Annotated in this window: 16 protein-coding genes; 9 read left to right on the top strand and 7 right to left on the bottom strand. The window is 59.7% G+C overall.

From position 1 onward, the window contains the following. Nucleotides 1-59: 59 nt before the first annotated feature. The gene (locus AC0QKW_RS21335) at nucleotides 60-911 is read right to left on the bottom strand and encodes a DUF4230 domain-containing protein (protein ID WP_473153119.1); all 852 of its coding nucleotides are present in this window, start codon (nucleotides 909-911) and stop codon (nucleotides 60-62) included. 160 nt (nucleotides 912-1,071) lie between these two features. Then, entirely contained in the window at nucleotides 1,072-1,884 is an 813-nt protein-coding gene (locus AC0QKW_RS21330) for a hypothetical protein (protein WP_473153118.1), read from the bottom strand. Nucleotides 1,885-2,261: 377 nt separating this feature from the next. Here AC0QKW_RS21330 and AC0QKW_RS21325 point away from each other — a divergent pair, with 377 nt between their 5' ends. Then, nucleotides 2,262-2,672 carry a tellurite resistance TerB family protein gene (locus tag AC0QKW_RS21325; protein WP_473153117.1) on the top strand — a complete coding sequence of 137 codons (411 nt, stop codon included), beginning with the start codon at nucleotides 2,262-2,264 and terminating at the stop codon, nucleotides 2,670-2,672. A 3-nt stretch (nucleotides 2,673-2,675) separates the two neighbouring features. Here AC0QKW_RS21325 and rsmD read toward each other — a convergent pair whose 3' ends face one another. Beyond that, nucleotides 2,676-3,239, bottom strand: a complete 564-nt coding sequence (rsmD, locus tag AC0QKW_RS21320) for a 16S rRNA (guanine(966)-N(2))-methyltransferase RsmD (RefSeq protein WP_473153116.1) — start codon at nucleotides 3,237-3,239, stop codon at nucleotides 2,676-2,678. A 35-nt stretch (nucleotides 3,240-3,274) separates the two neighbouring features. On the opposite strand from rsmD, the gene AC0QKW_RS21315 reads away from it, so the two are divergent. Further along, complete coding sequence (locus AC0QKW_RS21315; protein ID WP_473153115.1) at nucleotides 3,275-3,835, top strand: nucleoside deaminase; 561 nt, start codon at nucleotides 3,275-3,277, stop codon at nucleotides 3,833-3,835. Then, nucleotides 3,816-4,682: a CAP domain-containing protein gene (locus AC0QKW_RS21310; protein ID WP_473153114.1), complete on the top strand. Its 867-nt coding sequence runs from the start codon at nucleotides 3,816-3,818 to the stop codon at nucleotides 4,680-4,682. The genes AC0QKW_RS21315 and AC0QKW_RS21310 overlap by 20 nt, the downstream gene beginning before the upstream one ends. Nucleotides 4,683-4,929: 247 nt before the next feature. Here the strand turns inward: AC0QKW_RS21310 and AC0QKW_RS21305 are convergent, their stop codons facing one another. Beyond that, nucleotides 4,930-5,487 carry an HD domain-containing protein gene (locus AC0QKW_RS21305; protein WP_473153113.1) on the bottom strand — a complete coding sequence of 186 codons (558 nt, stop codon included), beginning with the start codon at nucleotides 5,485-5,487 and terminating at the stop codon, nucleotides 4,930-4,932. Nucleotides 5,488-5,644: 157 nt separating this feature from the next. On the opposite strand from AC0QKW_RS21305, the gene xdhA reads away from it, so the two are divergent. The 5 genes from xdhA (at nucleotide 5,645) to AC0QKW_RS21280 (ending at nucleotide 11,852) form a co-directional block, all read left to right on the top strand. After that, nucleotides 5,645-7,105 (top strand): xanthine dehydrogenase small subunit, encoded by a 1,461-nt coding sequence (gene xdhA / locus AC0QKW_RS21300; RefSeq protein WP_473153112.1) that lies wholly within the window; start codon nucleotides 5,645-5,647, stop codon nucleotides 7,103-7,105. 261 nt (nucleotides 7,106-7,366) lie between these two features. Continuing rightward, nucleotides 7,367-9,694, top strand: a complete 2,328-nt coding sequence (gene xdhB, locus AC0QKW_RS21295) for a xanthine dehydrogenase molybdopterin binding subunit (protein WP_473153111.1) — start codon at nucleotides 7,367-7,369, stop codon at nucleotides 9,692-9,694. Between the two features lie 74 nt (nucleotides 9,695-9,768). Then, a complete protein-coding gene (locus tag AC0QKW_RS21290) occupies nucleotides 9,769-10,173 on the top strand; it encodes a RusA family crossover junction endodeoxyribonuclease (RefSeq protein ID WP_473153110.1) in 405 nt (134 codons plus the stop codon). Further along, entirely contained in the window at nucleotides 10,167-10,853 is a 687-nt protein-coding gene (locus AC0QKW_RS21285; protein ID WP_473153109.1) for a hypothetical protein, read from the top strand. The genes AC0QKW_RS21290 and AC0QKW_RS21285 overlap by 7 nt, the downstream gene beginning before the upstream one ends. Before the next feature lie 12 nt (nucleotides 10,854-10,865). Beyond that, on the top strand, nucleotides 10,866-11,852 hold the full coding sequence (locus AC0QKW_RS21280; RefSeq protein ID WP_473153285.1) for an XdhC family protein: 987 nt from the start codon (nucleotides 10,866-10,868) through the stop codon (nucleotides 11,850-11,852). A gap of 28 nt (nucleotides 11,853-11,880) precedes the next feature. On the opposite strand, the gene AC0QKW_RS21275 is transcribed toward AC0QKW_RS21280, so the two are convergent. After that, a complete protein-coding gene (locus AC0QKW_RS21275; RefSeq protein ID WP_473153108.1) occupies nucleotides 11,881-12,567 on the bottom strand; it encodes a Crp/Fnr family transcriptional regulator in 687 nt (228 codons plus the stop codon). Nucleotides 12,568-12,882: 315 nt separating this feature from the next. Further along, a complete protein-coding gene (gene leuC, locus AC0QKW_RS21270) occupies nucleotides 12,883-14,295 on the bottom strand; it encodes a 3-isopropylmalate dehydratase large subunit (protein ID WP_473153107.1) in 1,413 nt (470 codons plus the stop codon). A gap of 351 nt (nucleotides 14,296-14,646) precedes the next feature. Here leuC and AC0QKW_RS21265 point away from each other — a divergent pair, with 351 nt between their 5' ends. Beyond that, nucleotides 14,647-14,982 (top strand): hypothetical protein, encoded by a 336-nt coding sequence (locus tag AC0QKW_RS21265; RefSeq protein WP_473153106.1) that lies wholly within the window; start codon nucleotides 14,647-14,649, stop codon nucleotides 14,980-14,982. Between the two features lie 80 nt (nucleotides 14,983-15,062). Here AC0QKW_RS21265 and mnmH read toward each other — a convergent pair whose 3' ends face one another. Further along, on the bottom strand, nucleotides 15,063-16,136 hold the full coding sequence (gene mnmH, locus AC0QKW_RS21260) for a tRNA 2-selenouridine(34) synthase MnmH (protein ID WP_473153105.1): 1,074 nt from the start codon (nucleotides 16,134-16,136) through the stop codon (nucleotides 15,063-15,065). Between the last annotated feature and the right edge of the window lie 166 nt (nucleotides 16,137-16,302).

The following is a 16,302-nucleotide window of genomic DNA, read 5'->3' as shown; positions in this document are numbered from 1 at the left end:
CCCAAGCAACCTGGCTAACTCCCTAGCCAGACTGCTAACTGAAACATGCGAGGATCAGGCTATTGAGGCAGGGAGGGTACTGGTAAACCCGGTAACACTGTATCGCTATTTATCGGCCCTGCACAGGCAGAATTGCTGGGCGGCTGGGTGATCACGGTGACGGTTTCAAAGCCTGCAGTGGCGAGGAGCTGGCCCACGGTCAGCTCGGCCCGACGATTGGCCTCGGTGAGCAGCCCTTCTGTACAGGCGGTCGCTTCGATTTTGGCTAGGGCCTCTCGCTGGGCCTGGGCTTGCAGCTCGGGAGCGGCGTCTGGCCCCAGGCCCCAAAACCCCCGGCTGTAGTCGTAGACGTTAGATTTGCTCAGGTCGAGCTTGCTGTCGAGAATCTGGGCGGGCGGCAGCGTTACATAGATCGAAGACTCGTCGCCGACCTGCACCATGTCGCTGGTGAGTTGCGATAGATCGACCCCGGCCCGCACCTCGCCGTAGGCAATGTAGAGCAGGTTGGTAGAGCCAATCACGTAGCCGGCTAAAGTGCGATCGCTCTTGGTCGGCACCACCGCCTCCATAGCAAAGATCGCCGTGGTCAATTCGCTGGCCCCCCGCAGCTGAGTCACCACCACCGATCGCACATCTACCTGGGATTCGCTGGGGGGCGAGGTGAGCATGAGCCGCACGCCCTGGAGAAACCGATCGGGCGATCGCCAAAAGCCTACCCCTGCCGCCAGACCCACCAGCACCGCACCACCGATCAGCGCATTAAAGGCAGCCCGAAGGGGGCGCAATTGCGACCGCGATTGCTGACTGACCTCAGGCTGAGGGAGGGGGATAGGCCTGGGCTCGACCGGAGTACTGGAATCGCCATAGGGTGGCGAGGCGAGGGTAGGGCGATCGGGGAGTACAGGGCGCATAGACAGTGGCTCGGGGTGGTAGCAGGGTGGCGAGGTGAGGCGGCTATAATTCTAATGTACTGCGCATTGTTGGTGAGCATCAACTGCTTTGGCTGTTAGCGGCGATCGCTAGCTAGATCATGACCGCCGCCATCGGCAGATTGACCGGTCAGTAGTGGCGTCATTCGGGCAGAGAGCCCTGGCCCAGATCCTCCAGCGGCTGAGTTAACTGGTCAACCCGGCTAACGTCAAAATCGAGGGTGATTTTGCCCAATTCTGCCAGACGTTGATCGGTAGCGACGATGAATGCCGCCGGATCGGGGCTCTCCGTAGTGCTGGGCTGAATCGCCCAATAGGTGAGAATGGCGTTGTAGAGCTGGGTGTACTCGCCGTAGAGCTGGCCGTTGAGGCGAATGTTGTCTTGAAACTTGAAGACAAAAATCAGATTGCTGTGAAAGATCACCAGCCCCGTCGACACAATAAATAAATTGATCAGCGCGTTGTTGACCCGCTCCCAGCCCGCCTTGCTGATAAAAAATAGCGAAATCGAAGCCAACCCGGTGGCAAAACCCACGGTGCCCAAGGCAATAAAGTTGAGTTTGTAAAATAGACCCATCACCTGAGCGTGAGTCTCAGTGCGGGCCTGCACCAGCATAAATTGATCGACCATGCGGGCGCGCTCGGCAGCGGTAGCCCCCACGTTGGTGGCGAGTGCCTGGCTGTCTTCAACGGTTTTGGTTACGGTGCCGAGGTTGAGCCAGTCGCGTTCTTGGCTACTGGCAAACGAAAACATCCACAGGTTGACCACCAGGCTACCCAACAACAGGCTACCGGCCAGGGCTACATGGCCTCCCAGAGTGAGCTGGTGGTTGGTGGGGGAAATCAGCCGCGCCAGCCACTGGGGCCGGGCGTCTAGTCTAGCCGGACTCGGGACGGGGGGCGACTCTTCGGCAATGGCCACGGGGTACTCCAGAGAGTTAGCAAGGCTGACCACCAGTGTTCCCCAGCTCTGAGGATATTACCTAGACGACCAGCGTTTCTTCACAGCAAAAAGAAAAAAACCGACAGACCCCGAGAGATTTGCCGGTTGGTTGTGTGTTCCCTGTAGATGACTCGGCTAAAGTTGAGTCATCTACAGTATCCATCAGAGGTTCTGGGGAACCTAGCGAATTTGTCACCGGCCCTGGTGAGATCGATCACAAAATTACGTAGTTTGACGGATGGCAGTGCCCCGGTTGAGGCCCCACTCTCTGACCCACTGTAAAGACTCCTGGCGACTAGATTGCGCCCTAGCCCCTTTGCGGCAAAAATAGGGGGCAAGCAGAAGGGGCGGTGGGCAATCGCAGCCCAATCAACTATAAGGATAGTGCCATGTCCAATCCATCTCTAGGTGCAGCAGAAGCTCTGGCCAGCATTGCCATGGTTGCGATCGCTGCCGACGGCTACATGGCTGAGCAGGAGGGGCAGGACATGACCATGCTGCTGTCGCGCATGGCGCTGTTTAGCAACTACTCTGCCGATGCTCTACACCACCTTTTCGACACGGTACTCGCTCGCCTCAAAGCCGAAGGGCCAGGGGTGCTCGTCGCTCAGGCCAAGGCGACGCTTTCCCAAGAGATGCGAGAGACAGCCTTTGCCATCGCCACCGATCTAGTGCTCTCAGACCGCACCGTCACCCCCCAAGAGCAGGCTTTTCTCGAAGATCTCTACCGCATTCTCGAAATCCCCAGCCCCTTGGCCCAACAGATTGTGCAGGTGATGACGATCAAAAATCGCGGGTAGTACCTACCGCCCAGCGGCCTTGGCATAGAAGGCCAGATGACTGGTGCCGTAGTGCTTTTGGCGCACCAGATCGAGACCGGCGATCGCCACAGGTTCCCACATCTCAGGGTTGTGCTCGACGGCGATTTCCCCCGTGGGCTGAAGCAGATTGAGGCTCACCACCCGTTCTAAAACCGGTAGGTAAAGCTCACTGGCGTAGGGCGGGTCGAAATAAATGCAGTCGAAGGGCTGTCCGTGCAGCCGCGACAGCTGTTTTACCACGTCGCCCTTAAACAGGCTGATACTCTGGTCGGGCTGGGCTACCTTTTGCCAGTTTTCGCGGGTGAGGGCGTAGGCATCGGCAGCTTTCTCAATGCCCACCACCGCCGCTGCGCCACGACAGAGCGCCTCGGCCCCCATGGCCCCGGTGCCGGTGCAGAGGTCGAGCCAGCGGCAGTCTGCGATGCGCCCCTGCCAGATGTTAAACAGAGCCTCGCGCACCCGCGCGGCGGTGGGGCGAGTGTCGAGACCGGGCAGGGTCTTGAGGGCGCGGTTGCCGTAGATGCGCAGCATAGGGGGTCTGATCATACAGGCTAGAATCTTGCCAGTGTACCGCGCCCGCCATGAGCAGCCCAGCGAGTAGCCCAACTCTAGCCCAGCAGATCGCCCACCTGCGCCACGCCAACCGGGTGGCCAGGGCAGCTATGGCGGCAGGGCACCACCCCTTTGGGGCCATCCTGGTCGGCCCCGACCAAACCACGGTGCTGCTAGAGCAGGGCAACATAGACACCGTCAACCACGCCGAGGCGACCCTGCTGCGGGCGGCCTGCGATCGCTACCCGGCAGACTATCTCTGGGGCTGCACCCTCTATACCACCGTCGAGCCCTGCGCCATGTGTGCGGGCACCCAATACTGGGCCAACGTGGGGCGACTGGTCTATGGCGTGTCAGAACGGCAGTTGCTAACGTTGACCGGCGACCACGCCGCCAACCCTACCCTAGACGTGCCCTGTCGCTATATCTTTGACCACGGCCAAAAAGCCATGCAAGTCTGGGGGCCGATTGCCGAGGCAGAGACCGAGATTCTGGCCCTTCATCGCGACTTTTGGCGATCTGGTGCAACCTCTGGGCTGACGGGTACTCTGCAAAGCAAAACCTCAAACCATGATAGTGAAAGCTTTTAGAGTGGGTACAGCGGTTAACCTAAGAAACCCAGGGAGCAGCCAGGGGCGCTACTTCACTCAGTGGGGTATGGCCATCGGGCTGGGGATTGGCCTACTCGTCGGGAGCTTGGTTGTAGGGTCAGCTGTTGCCCAGGGGGTGCCCCCAGCGGTAGCCCCCACCGACGCTGCCCTTGCCCATCAGGGCCTAGTGTTTGTCTTGCACCAGGGGCAATGGCGAGAGGCAGTCGTTCTCAGCAGTAGCCGACAAATGGTCGCCGGGGCCGGGGTGTGGGTCTACCAGGTGCAGTTTTTAGACGGGGCTAGAGAACTGCGCGCCCATATCTCTGCCAATCAGATGCTGACATTGGCCCAAGCCCAGGCCCAAGGCGTCACCACCAAGGTCTATGACTTAGACACCCAGGCGGGGGTTGATGAGATATTGACAGCTCATAACAATCTGCGGCGGCAGGTGGGGGTGCGATCGCTGACCTGGTCGTCAGATTTAGCCAGCTCAGCTCAGCAGTGGGCCGACTTTTTGGTCGCCAACAACGCCTTTTACCACAGCCCCGACCGCCAGCGACGGCGCAGCACCGTCGGCGAAAATCTGCATCGGCGGCGCACCGGCCCCGGACGCTCCTACGCCACCCCCAGCCAGGCCGTCGCTGGGTGGATTGCCGAGGGCGACCACTACGCCTACCCAACCAACCGCTGCGCCCCCGGCCAACAGTGCGGCCACTACCTACAAATGGTATGGGGCGACACGCGGCAGGTGGGCTGTGCCATGGCCCGCACCAGAGATGCCCGGCTTGAGGTGTGGGCCTGCCACTACTACCCCGGCGGCATTGTGCTCAACCGTCGCCCCTACTAGGGGCTGTCCGCGTATGGCCCAAGGATCAGAGGTTACAGCCCCTAGCCTGTTGTTTGGGACGGGCAGGGCAGGGCTTGTCCCACCAGGGTTTTGGTTGCAATTGATGACACGCCCTAAACCTCTCTGCCAACCTTGCCCCCGCTGCAAGACGGTGAAGATGCCGTCTTCCGCTCAGCCTTGGGGAAGGGAAGCAGCCGATTTCCCTGGGGTTAGGCCACGCCGCTTAGCTCAGGCATAGAGCCATTTTTTAGCCCTTGAGCACCTGACGACCCACCGCTAACACCTGGTCAAACAGTGCTTCTAACGCTGGATTACAGCCTCTACAGCCGTTGACCACCTGCTCTGTCCAGTCGAGATAGTCGACCCGCCGGTCTATCGACCAGGTGGCCGGGGGCGAGGCAATGACATCTTGAACATTGGCAATTTTGTCGGCAATTTTAATCTGCTGCGCCTGGGGCGACAGGTGGGGAGCGTGCTCAATTTGCAGGCGTTTGCGATCGCCCTTGGGCAGACTCTTATCGTCGGTCACCTCAAGAACCACCCGCCGCACCTCGGGGCCAAAGTGCCGCTCTAGCTCCTCTGGGCTGGTGTCAGTGTCTTCTACGGTGTCGTGCAAAATCGCCCCTTGCAGCGTCACCAAGTCAGTGACGCCACCCTCACTGGCCAGCAGCTGAGCCACGCGAATGGGGTGGTTGATGTAGGGCGACGCCTCGGTATCTTTGCGGCGCTGGTCGCGGTGTTTGGCGGCGGCAAAGTGCAGCGTTTCTAGCAAAACGGAGGCGTCGATGGCAGTTGTCAGGGGCATAGGTGGTGGCTGATCTGGGGCGATCGCCCCAGGGTGAAATTAAATATTCTTCAAACTGTCGCCTGGGTCACCAAACCGCCGGTAAGTTGAACATTAATCTCATAGCCCATGGGCCTGTGCCCAACGAGGTTGCTTTTCTGAATGCGGTAGAGCCCCAATGCCCCAACAACTCAACAGTCAACTCAGCTTCAATATTAACGGAGAGTCTGTCTCAGTCAAAGACTACTCTCCGGCGATGACACTGCTAGAGTACCTGCGCTTGAGCGGGCGGGCGGGCACCAAAGAGGGCTGCGGCGACGGTGACTGCGGGGCCTGTACAGTGGCGATCGTCGGTGCAGGGGCCGACGGCCAGCCCCACTACCAGGCGGTCAACAGCTGCCTGATTCCCCTGGGGGCGGTGGCGGGGCGGCAGGTGCTCACGGCAGAGGGCGTTGCCCAGGGCCGCATTGCCAAGAGCCCTTTGGTGAAAGAACCCGTCACCGCCGACCAGCTGCACCCCGTGCAGGCGGCCATGGTAGAGACGGGCGGCTCTCAGTGCGGCTACTGCACCCCCGGCTTCATTATGAGCCTGTTTGCCGCCTACTACGACGGCACCCCCGACGACCTCTCTGTCGAGGGAAACCTCTGCCGCTGCACAGGCTACATCCCCATTCGCCACGCCGCTCAGATGCTGGCGGAGGCTGCCCCCCAAGATCGGTTTGCCAAATCGTTGAACTCGGTTTCGCCAGAACTCCCTCCGCTGTCTTACACCACGCAAAACAACGGCCACAGCGAACAGTTCCACCGTCCCACCCAGCTGTCAGCAGTCCTTGAACTTCTCCAGCAGCATCCCGACGCCACCCTGGTGGCAGGCGCGACAGATCTGGGCCTAGAGATGAGCTGGCACCGGCAGCACTACCCAATTTTGATTTCCCTAGAAGCGGTAGCGGAGCTTAAGCAGATTCATCAGACCGACGCATTCATCGAAATCGGTGCGGTGGTGCCCCTCAGCCATATCGAAACCACCCTCCACGGCATCTTTCCCAGCCTGGATGAGATGATCCACTGGTTTGCAGCCCGCCAGGTGCGCAACCGGGCGACGCTCGGCGGCAACATTGGCACGGCTTCTCCCATTGGCGATCTGCCACCGGTTCTCCTTTCCCTAGATGCCACGCTTAAGCTGGCCGGGTTGGCGGGAGAGCGGACAATGCCCCTGGCCAACTTCTTCACCGGCTATCGCCAGACCGAACTCCAGCCCGGCGAGGTGATCGCGTCTGTCATGATTCCCAAGGCGATCGCACCGGGGACGGCCCGCCGCCTGGCGCAGTCCTACAAAATCGGCAAGCGCGGCACCGACGACATCAGCATTGTGGCCGCCGCTTTCGTCGTGGATGTGGATGGGGATAACCAGATTCTGCATGCACGACTGGGCTACGGGGGGGTGGCGGCGACTCCGGCCAGAGCCACGGCAGCGGAGGAATTTCTGGTCGGTAAGCCATGGCATGGCGACACCATCCAGGCGGTAAAACCCATGCTTCAGGAGGCGTTTACTCCGCTGACGGATCTGCGGGGCAGCGCCGAGTACCGTAAGCGACTGGTGGTGAATTTGTTCGAGAAGTTCTTTGTAGAATTTCCGTAACTTAGTCCCTCCGGATCCTCGATGGGTGGGCACTGCCCGCCACCCATCGAAGCTAATACCCACTCCTCTCCCGGAGGGGAAATCCAAAATCACAAATCCTCACAGACCCACCCCTGCCCATCCCAAGAGGGGATAAGCCGTCCAAACTCTTCACCACCCTGCCCTCCTAAGAGGGGATAAGCCGTCCAAAATTCTCTCAAACCCACCCCTGCCCCTCCTAGGAGGGGATAGACCGTCCAAACTCCCTTACGAGGTTGCCCCATGAGCCCAGTCGGTAAGCCCAAACACCACGAAAGCGCCGTTGCCCACGTCAGCGGCACCGCCATCTACACCGACGACCAGCGGGAGCCCGCCGGGATGCTGTCACTGTTTCCGGTGCTGTCGCCCCACACCCACGCCAAGATCACCAAACTGGATGTGGCCCCGGCGCTGGCGGTCGAGGGCTGCGTGACGGTGCTGACCGCTGAGGATGTGCCGGGGGAAAACAACACCGGGGTGATCGTCCACGACGAGGTGCTGCTGCCGACGGATGAGGTCTACTACTACGGTCAGGTGGTGGTGTGGGCCGTGGGTGAAACCGAGGCGGCGGCGCGGGAAGCGGCAGCGAAGGTGGTGGTGGAGTACGAGCCATTGCCCGCGATAAAGACGGTGAAAGAGGCGATCGCCGCCGACAGCTACCACAGCGATCCCCAGTTCATTCGTCGGGGCGACCCGGATGCGGCGATCGCCCAATCTCCCCACCGGTTCACTGGCGAAGTCGAGATCGGTGGCCAAGACCACTTCTACCTCGAAACCCAGACCAGCTGGGCCGTGCCCGACGGCGAGGGCAACCTTCAGCTCTACACCTCTACTCAGCACCCCACCGAAACCCAGGAGATCGTCGCTCGCGTGCTGGGCCTGTCCAAAAACCGGGTGGTCTGCACCTGCATTCGCATGGGCGGCGGCTTTGGCGGCAAAGAATCGCAGGCCAACCCCTTTGCCTCGGCGGCGGCCCTGGCCACCTACAAGACCGGACGCCCCGCCCGCTGTCGCCTGCGCCGCCATCACGACATGCTGATCACCGGCAAGCGCCACGGCTTTCTCGGCGAGTACGAGGTAGGCTTCAACGACGACGGCACCATCACGGCGATGAAGTCGGTGCTGACGGCAGACGGCGGCTGGAGCTTAGACCTATCGCCCCCGGTGCTGGGGCGGGCCATGCTGCATGTGGACAATGCCTACTACGTGCCCAACCTGGTGGTGGAGGGGCGCATCGCCAAAACCAACCGGGTGTCGAACACGGCCTATCGCGGCTTCGGTGGCCCCCAGGGCATGATCGTGATTGAGGAAGTCATGGACAGAATCGCCCGTGCCCTCAATCTGCCCCCCGATGTGGTGCGCGATCGCAACTTCTACCACGGCACCGGGGCTACCAACACCACCCACTACGACCAGGAGATCGTCGACAACCGCCTCGCCCGCGTCTGGCAAGAGGCAAAGGAAAACGCTAACTACGAGGCGCGGCAGGCAGCGATCGCCGCCTTCAACGCCACCAGCCCTTATAAAAAGCGCGGCCTCGCCATCACCCCGGTCAAGTTCGGTATTTCCTTCAACAAGGTGACCTACAACCAGGCTGGGGCGCTGGCGCTGATCTACACCGACGGCAGCATTCAGCTCAACCACGGCGGCACCGAGATGGGCCAGGGCCTGCACACCAAAATGATGCAGGTCGCCGCCAAGGCCCTAGGCGTCAAGATCGATCGCATTCGCCTGATGCCCACCAGCACCGACAAGGTGCCCAACACCTCCGCCACCGCCGCCTCCAGCGGGTCAGATCTGAATGGCCAGGCGGTGAAAAATGCCTGCGAGATCCTGCGCGATCGCCTGGCCACCGTCGCCGTGCGCATGCTGAATCTGGATGCTCCCGAAGATATGGTGTTCGAGGACGACTGGATCTACTGCCGCACCTACCCCAGCGCCCGCATCGCCTTCGACGAGGTGGTCACCCAGGCCTACAGCGAGCGCATCAGCCTCTCCACCACCGGCTTCTACCGCACACCCAATATTTTTTGGAATCCCAAGCTCGGTAAGGGTCGCCCCTTCTACTACTTTGCCTACGGTGCGGCGGTCTGCGAAGTGGAGGTCGATGGCTTTACCGGCACCTTCAAACTGCGCCAGGTAGACATCGTCCACGACGTGGGCGAGTCGCTGAACCCCCTGGTGGACAAGGGCCAGGTGGAGGGAGCCTTTGTGCAGGGCATGGGCTGGCTGACCATGGAAGAACTCGTGTGGGACGGCGAAGGCCGCCTGCGCACCTTTGCCCCCAGCACCTACAAAATCCCCACCATCAGCGAGATTCCTGAGCAGTTCACCGTACACCTGCTGGAGCGCGCTGCCCAGGATGGGGTGATCTACGGCAGCAAGGCCGTGGGCGAGCCGCCCTTCATGCTGGCCATGGCCGTGCGGGAGGCGATCCGCGCGTCGGTGGCAGCCTTTGGCGATGCCGACTATGTGCCGCTGGGGCTGCCTGCAACCCCGGAGGCGACTTTATGGGCGATCGAGGGGGTGCGGGCGGCGGCGGCTCAGGCTCAGCCGGTGGCAGTGTCGTAGACAGTCCGAAGAGACCAGTTTGCTGTCGAAGGGAATACAATCACCGGTACGGGCGTTAGCGTATAGGCTGTGTGGTGAGATTCGAGTTTGTGATTGATGGCCCGCCCGTATCACAACAAGCTCGTAGGCGTGAGAACCTAAGAGCCTGGCGAGCAAAGGTTCGTAGTGAAGCAGAGAAAAACTGGCCATCCGAGCAACCGCCAACCTCCGGCCTGGTCATGCTCCGAATCATCTATTTCTATGACATCGATATGGATGTAGACAATATAGTAAAGCCAATTCAAGACGCATTGATTGGACTTGTTTATATCGATGACAAGCAGGTTATTGATATTCTAGTGAGCAAGCGAGATTTGACTGGAAACCTGAGGATAGATCACGGATTGGCCATGTTGGCCGAAGGCTTTGCCCGAGGGAATGACTTTCTCTACATTGCTGTTGCCAGCACCTCTGAGGAGGATATCTTGAACCTATGGTAGCCACTGCTAAAGAATCTAAGAGAGCGTACTTGCTAGGGCTTGTTAACGAATATCGTGCCAAGGGCTACAGGGTAGTTTCTCAACCCGATCGCGATATATTGCCTGACTTTCTAAAAAGTTATAGGCCAGACATGTTGGCTCTTAGCGACAACGAGTCCGTAGTAATTGAGGTTAAGGCCAGGCCGCTTGCCAAGAATGACTCTGAGTATCTCAAGAGCTTATCTCAGATCGTAGACGCCCACCCTGGATGGCGTTTTGAATTAGTAGTGTTAGCGTCAGAAGAAGATGATGAGCCTGCCAAACCTTCTCATCTTCAGGGAGAATTGAGAATTCAAGACATCGCATCTGGCTTGAATTCTGCCAAGCAGTTAGCATTAATTCAGCCCGAGTCTGCTCTATTGTATGCGTGGTCTTTGGTTGAAGCAATACTTAGGCTATTAGCCAAAAGTGAAGAGATCGGTCTGAGAACGTTCGATGCACTTTATTTGATCAAAACATTGGTCGCAGAGGGTGTAATTTCTAGAGCCAACTACCAGTTACTGACCAACATTCTTCCATTACGTAATGCTACTGCCCATGGATTCAAAGTCGATGAGCTTAATTCAAATACGGTGGGTGAGTTGATAGATCTTGCGGAACAGTTACTCTTGCTTTTGAACTCTAGTGAAGCAGTGAGCTAGCACAGCACCGTGATAGTAAGTTGTTTTCAACAGCTAGCTCAGGCACTGGAGCGCGGCCCCGCCGTCTTAGCCACCGTTACTAGGGTCAAAGGGTCGGTGCCCCGGGAAGTCGGGGCCAGGTTAGTGGTCGATGTCAACGGCCAAGCCTTCAACACCATCGGCGGAGGGGCGGGAGAAGACAAGGTGCTGCACCACGCTCATGAAGTGCTGAGAACTGGGGAAAAGCAGTTGGTCGAAATCGATCTCTCTGGGGCACCCCAGCGGCAGACCCAGGGCATTTGTGGCGGCCACATGGGGGTGTGGCTAGAGCGCTGGCAGGGAGAGGGGGCGAAATCTCTGGTGGCTGAAATCTTGCAGCAGCTCCAGCAGGGGCAGGCGGTGACGTTAGTAACGCCCTTAGATGGCGTTCACGATCCTTACCTAGCAGAGGATGCCGTTGACGTAGATGAGGCGATCGCCTTCGTTCAAACTCTCCAACCCCAACCCACGCTGCTAATCGTCGGCGCAGGCCATGTGGGTATTCAGCTCGCTAAAGTCGCTCACCACATCGGGTTCCAAATCGCGGTGCAGGACGATCGCCCCGAGTGGGCCAACGCCGACCACTACCCCCAGGCCAGCCAGATTTTTGCAGTACCCATAGATCGTGCAATCGCATCCCTCAACCACCACCAAAACCTCTACGCTGCCCTGGTCACCCGAGGCTATACCTACGACCTCGAAGCCCTCCAGGGCTTGTTGACGCGACCCATTCCCTGCCAGTACATCGGCATGATCGGCAGCGAAAAGCGGGTAAAACAGGTCTATGGGGCGATCGCACAGACCGGCATTTCGAGGAAACTACTAGCCACCATCTACGGCCCCATCGGGCTCGATATTGGCGCACTGACGCCCGAAGAAATTGCCGTCAGCATTGGCGCTGAGCTAATTATGGTGCAGCGGGGCGGCACGGGGCGATCGCTCTCCGAACGCCTGCGCCAAGCCCTCAGCCTGGGGCTGTAGATCTCTGTGGCCCGCCACTGGTCTAGGGTTAGCGCTGGGCCATGGGGTTTAGCAGCTGGCTAGCAGGAAATCTGGGGCCAAGATGCAGCACAACATAGCGCTGATCAATGGTCAACCAACCGTCAGCCTTAAAATCTTTGAGCAGGCGGGTGACAGTGACCCGGGTGGTACCAATGGCGGCGGCCAACTGGTGGTGCGTCAGCCGCACAGGAATGCGAATACCGCTGGGCTCGACATGGCCAAAGTCTTTGGCCAGCATGAGCAAAAACTGCTTGAGGCGATCGGCCACTAGGCGCTTGCCCGAGAGAGCCAACCAGGCCTCCGCCTGCTGCAACCGCAGATTTAGATGGCGAAACATGCCCGCCATCAGCACTGGCGACCCCTCAATCTCGGCCATGGGCAGCGACAGTATATCCACATCGGTGAGGGCGGTGGCCCAGTAGGGGTCAACGGTAGTCAGGGGTAGACCCACCGGCATCGACGGCCCCGCCAGACCCAGCAGGGTTTCGCTACCGTCTTGCTGAATGGTGAATAGCTGCGCAATGCCTCGGCAAATCACCAGCACCTCATCAGCCCGCAGGGGAATGGGCCGACCTGCGGCGTAGGGCACCAGAGCGCGTTCTCGATAGAGCTGCTCTAGCAGCTGAATGAAGGTCTGATGATGATGATGGTTGAGGGCAGCGTCACGGGCAGCGGTGGTTGCAGTTAGAGACACGGGGATACCTAGAGTTCGCCCGGGCAAGTTGCCGATTGCTAAAGCAGGGCGATCGCCCTCTCACCCCCACAACTGGGCATCTTGAGGATGGATCCCAACCTAGCGATAGCAACGTACCCAGCCTTATCTTCAACGCCCAAAATTAAGAGAGCCCCCCAACTAGGTTAAGCCCAGGGAAATGATTCATTAACATCTGTGATCTGACACACCAATTCAATGAGTTTTGGCTGTCTGCGATACCTTTGGGGGCGATGCTTAGCATGGGTCGCCAGACCTTCCCCAGCGATCGCCTACCATCCCCTGCGACCCACGTTTCTAGGAAACCGCCAGATAATCTCGCACGTCAGTGACCTGACCGGCGATCGCCGCCGCCGCCACCATGGCCGGGCTCATCAGCAGGGTGCGCCCCGAGGCCGAGCCCTGGCGTCCCTTGAAGTTCCGATTTGACGACGACGCGCTGATCTGCCGCCCCTGGAGCTTGTCGGGGTTCATGGCCAGGCACATCGAGCAGCCCGCCTCGCGCCATTCAAAGCCCGCAGCAGTAAAGACCTTATCGAGTCCTTCGGCTTCGGCCTGCTGCTTCACCCGCTCCGAACCCGGCACCACAAAAGCTTTTACCCCTGGGGCTACGGTGTGGCCCTGGGCGATCTTGGCAGCTTCACGCAGGTCGCTGATGCGGCCATTGGTGCAGCTACCGATAAAGCACACGTCCACCGCCGTACCCTTGAGGCTCTGGCCGGGGGTGAGATCCATATAGACAAAAGCATCTTGGGCCAGCACCTGGTCTTCGTCGGGCAGGCTGTCAGGGATGGGCAGGGTTTCGTTGATGCCAATGCCCTGACCGGGGGTGATGCCCCAGGTGACGGTGGGGGAAATATCGGCGGCCTCAAACACCACTCGATCGTCGTACTCAGCATCGGCGTCGCTGCGCAGGGTATTCCACCAGGCCACGGCTTGATCCCACGCCTCACCCTGGGGGGCAAAGTCGCGCCCCTGCAAATAGTCGTAGGTGATCTGGTCGGGGTTGACGTAGCCGCAGCGGGCGCCGCCCTCGATCGCCATATTGCACAGGGTCATGCGCTCTTCCATCGACATGGCCTCGATCGCACTGCCCGCAAACTCGTAGGCGTAGCCGACGCCGCCCTTCACCCCCAGATGGCGAATGATGTGCAGAATCACGTCTTTGGCGTAGACGCCGGGGGCCAGCTCGCCATTGACCTCAATGCGGCGTACCTTGAGCTTGCCCAGAGCCAGGGTTTGGGAGGCCAGCACGTCGCGCACCTGGCTGGTGCCAATGCCAAAGGCGATCGCCCCAAAGGCCCCGTGGGTAGAGGTGTGGCTGTCACCGCAGGCGATCGTCATACCCGGCTGGGTCAGCCCCTGCTCCGGCGCAATCACATGCACAATGCCCTGGCTGCCCGAGCCAATGTTGTAAAAGCGAATGCCGTAGTCTTGACAGTTTTTCTCCAGCTCCTGCATCATGGCCTCGGCCAGGGGGTCGGCAAAGGGGCGGGCCTGACTCTCGGTAGGCACAATATGGTCTACGGTGGCCACAGTGCGATCGGGGTACATGACCGTGAGCTGCCGCTCGCGCACCATGGCAAAGGCCTGGGGGCTGGTGACCTCGTGCACCAGATGCAGCCCGATGAAGAGCTGGGTCTGCCCCGAGGGCAGGGTGCCCACAGTGTGAAGATCCCAAACTTTGTCGAACAGCGTACCCTTGCTCATGGCAGACCTATGGCGATAGCGGTAAAAGGTAATGGCGAATGCATTGCCAGCTTTCTATCTTAGCCCAAAGGTCTAGCCCCAGAGGGTGCACCCCAGAGAGCGCACCCCAGAGAGCGCACCCCAGAGGGTGCACCCCAGAGAGCGCACTCCACAGAGCGCATCAGCCCAACGACCTAAAAGCTGGCAATGCAATTGTATCGAGTTAGCCTTGGCACCCCTTTATCGATCCTTTACCATTTGCTGCTAAGTTCCAGTCTGGTACGGTGATGTCCCTGACAATGCGCGGGGAGCCCGGCTCCAGGGCCATGCCGCCCAGATGAGAACGGAATTAAATACATTAGGAGATACGTCATGGGTTTTCTAGGCAAACTGTTTGGCAAAAAAGAAGAAGAAAAAGCTAAAGCTGCCCCCAAAATCAACGTGCAGCAGGCTGCCGCCGCCGCTTCTATCGACCCTGCCAAGGTGGGCATCGACGGTCAGTTTGACGAGAGCGGTCTGGCCAAGCGCGTGGCCCTGGCCCTCGACCAAGCCAACATCTCTGACAGCGTGGGTCTGTGGGTGGCCCAAACCGGCTCTACCGTGGTGCTCAAGTACAACCCCGATGCTGAAAGTGTGCTAGAGCAGGCGAAGAAAGTCGCCCTCACCGTAGACGGCGCTACCAACGTCACCGCCGAGCCCAACTCCTAGGCAAACTTGCCCTAGGCCATAGATCAGCTATAGATAACCAGAGCGGCCAAAACCTAGGTTTTGGCCGCTTTTTTTTTGCTTTATCTGGCGGCTGTGTCTACAGAGCCTTGGTGAAGATGAGAAAGTTTGTCAATCAACAACCGGGCGCTGCCCTGGGGCGACAGGCCAGCAATATCGATCTGGGGAATGACTTTGCCGCGTCGCTCTAGGTCGTAACGGTAGCTGCGATCGTAGTAGTCGAGAATGATGGCGCAGGCCTCGCGCAGACGGCCCGATTGAATATGCTGGATGGCGGCTTGAGTGCGATCGCCCCCCAGCCGCTTCCGAATCCGCTGAGTCGCCTCCACCAGCCCTGTAGTATCGGCTTCGCCGTAAATTTCCACCAGTAAATCTAGCCGCTCATCGAGCGATCGCACCACCTCCACCGCCGGGGCCGTCTCCATCTGAGCAAACAGCTCGTCAGGAATGCGACAGATGCCCACCCGACGGCTTTCAGCCTCCAGCCAAATGGGCCGTTGCCCCGTTGAGGCCAGTCCTTGACTCTCCCTAGAGAACCTCACCCACTGCTCCGCCAGCAGATTTTCGTAGTGCTCTGTCGAGGGCTGGGGCGGCAGCAGCAGTGCTCCGTAGCTGCTGCCCCGGTGGTTAGCCATCCCCTCCAGATCCAGCACCGGCTCCCCCAAATCCGCCAAGGCGTGGAGAATCTCGGTCTTGCCACTGCCCGTCATGCCGCCGAGGATCACAATCGGCTGGGGGGTGGCCAGGGTTTTTCGCACCCAGCGACGATAGACCTTGTAGCCCCCTTCCAGGATATGTACCGCAAACCCGGCCAGTTCCAAAATCCAGCCCATGCCGCCGCTGCGCATGCCGCCCCGCCAGCAGTGCACCCGCAGCTGGCGATCGGGGGCCAGAGCCTTGGCAGCGCGAATAAACTCGCCACACTTGGGGCCAGCAATGTCGAAACCCAGCTCCACTGCGGCCTCACGACCCACCTGCTTGTAGCAGGTGCCCACCTGGGCGCGTTCTTCGTCAGTAAACAGCGGAAAACTCACCGCGCCGGGAATGTGCCCGTGCGCGTACTCCCCCGGACTGCGCACATCCAGAATGGGGCCTGGGCCTTGCAAAAAGGCGTCAATATCCAAAGGCTTAGGCATGGGTTGAGTTGATCGCCCCTCACAGCGACAGTTAGATTCAGCGTAACTGCAACTAAAAAAGACCCGTTCTCTGAGCAGGTTTTACCAACTTACCGCAATGCTCACCCAAGAACGGCCCACGGCTTTCACCAAGATTTGCTAGAGTCCTTTCGAGTTCTTGCCCTGC

The sequence above is a fragment of the Pseudanabaena sp. PCC 9330 genome (assembly GCF_055795045.1).
The sequence above is the reverse complement of the archived record's forward strand: the minus strand, read 5'-3'. Positions and strand labels throughout refer to the sequence as shown.

What these genes read in the sequence shown, in the direction of transcription:
- AC0QKW_RS21310 (WP_473153114.1), top strand. Translation starts at nt 3,816, where the DNA reads ATGATAGTGAAAGCTTTTAGAGTGGGTACAGCGGTTAACCTAAGAAAC.
- AC0QKW_RS21315 (WP_473153115.1), top strand. Translation starts at nt 3,275, where the DNA reads ATGAGCAGCCCAGCGAGTAGCCCAACTCTAGCCCAGCAGATCGCCCAC.
- rsmD (WP_473153116.1), bottom strand. Translation starts at nt 3,239, where the DNA reads ATGATCAGACCCCCTATGCTGCGCATCTACGGCAACCGCGCCCTCAAG.
- leuC (WP_473153107.1), bottom strand. Translation starts at nt 14,295, where the DNA reads ATGAGCAAGGGTACGCTGTTCGACAAAGTTTGGGATCTTCACACTGTG.
- mnmH (WP_473153105.1), bottom strand. Translation starts at nt 16,136, where the DNA reads ATGCCTAAGCCTTTGGATATTGACGCCTTTTTGCAAGGCCCAGGCCCC.
- AC0QKW_RS21325 (WP_473153117.1), top strand. Translation starts at nt 2,262, where the DNA reads ATGTCCAATCCATCTCTAGGTGCAGCAGAAGCTCTGGCCAGCATTGCC.
- AC0QKW_RS21305 (WP_473153113.1), bottom strand. Translation starts at nt 5,487, where the DNA reads ATGCCCCTGACAACTGCCATCGACGCCTCCGTTTTGCTAGAAACGCTG.
- xdhB (WP_473153111.1), top strand. Translation starts at nt 7,367, where the DNA reads ATGAGCCCAGTCGGTAAGCCCAAACACCACGAAAGCGCCGTTGCCCAC.
- AC0QKW_RS21265 (WP_473153106.1), top strand. Translation starts at nt 14,647, where the DNA reads ATGGGTTTTCTAGGCAAACTGTTTGGCAAAAAAGAAGAAGAAAAAGCT.
- xdhA (WP_473153112.1), top strand. Translation starts at nt 5,645, where the DNA reads ATGCCCCAACAACTCAACAGTCAACTCAGCTTCAATATTAACGGAGAG.
- AC0QKW_RS21285 (WP_473153109.1), top strand. Translation starts at nt 10,167, where the DNA reads ATGGTAGCCACTGCTAAAGAATCTAAGAGAGCGTACTTGCTAGGGCTT.
- AC0QKW_RS21335 (WP_473153119.1), bottom strand. Translation starts at nt 911, where the DNA reads ATGCGCCCTGTACTCCCCGATCGCCCTACCCTCGCCTCGCCACCCTAT.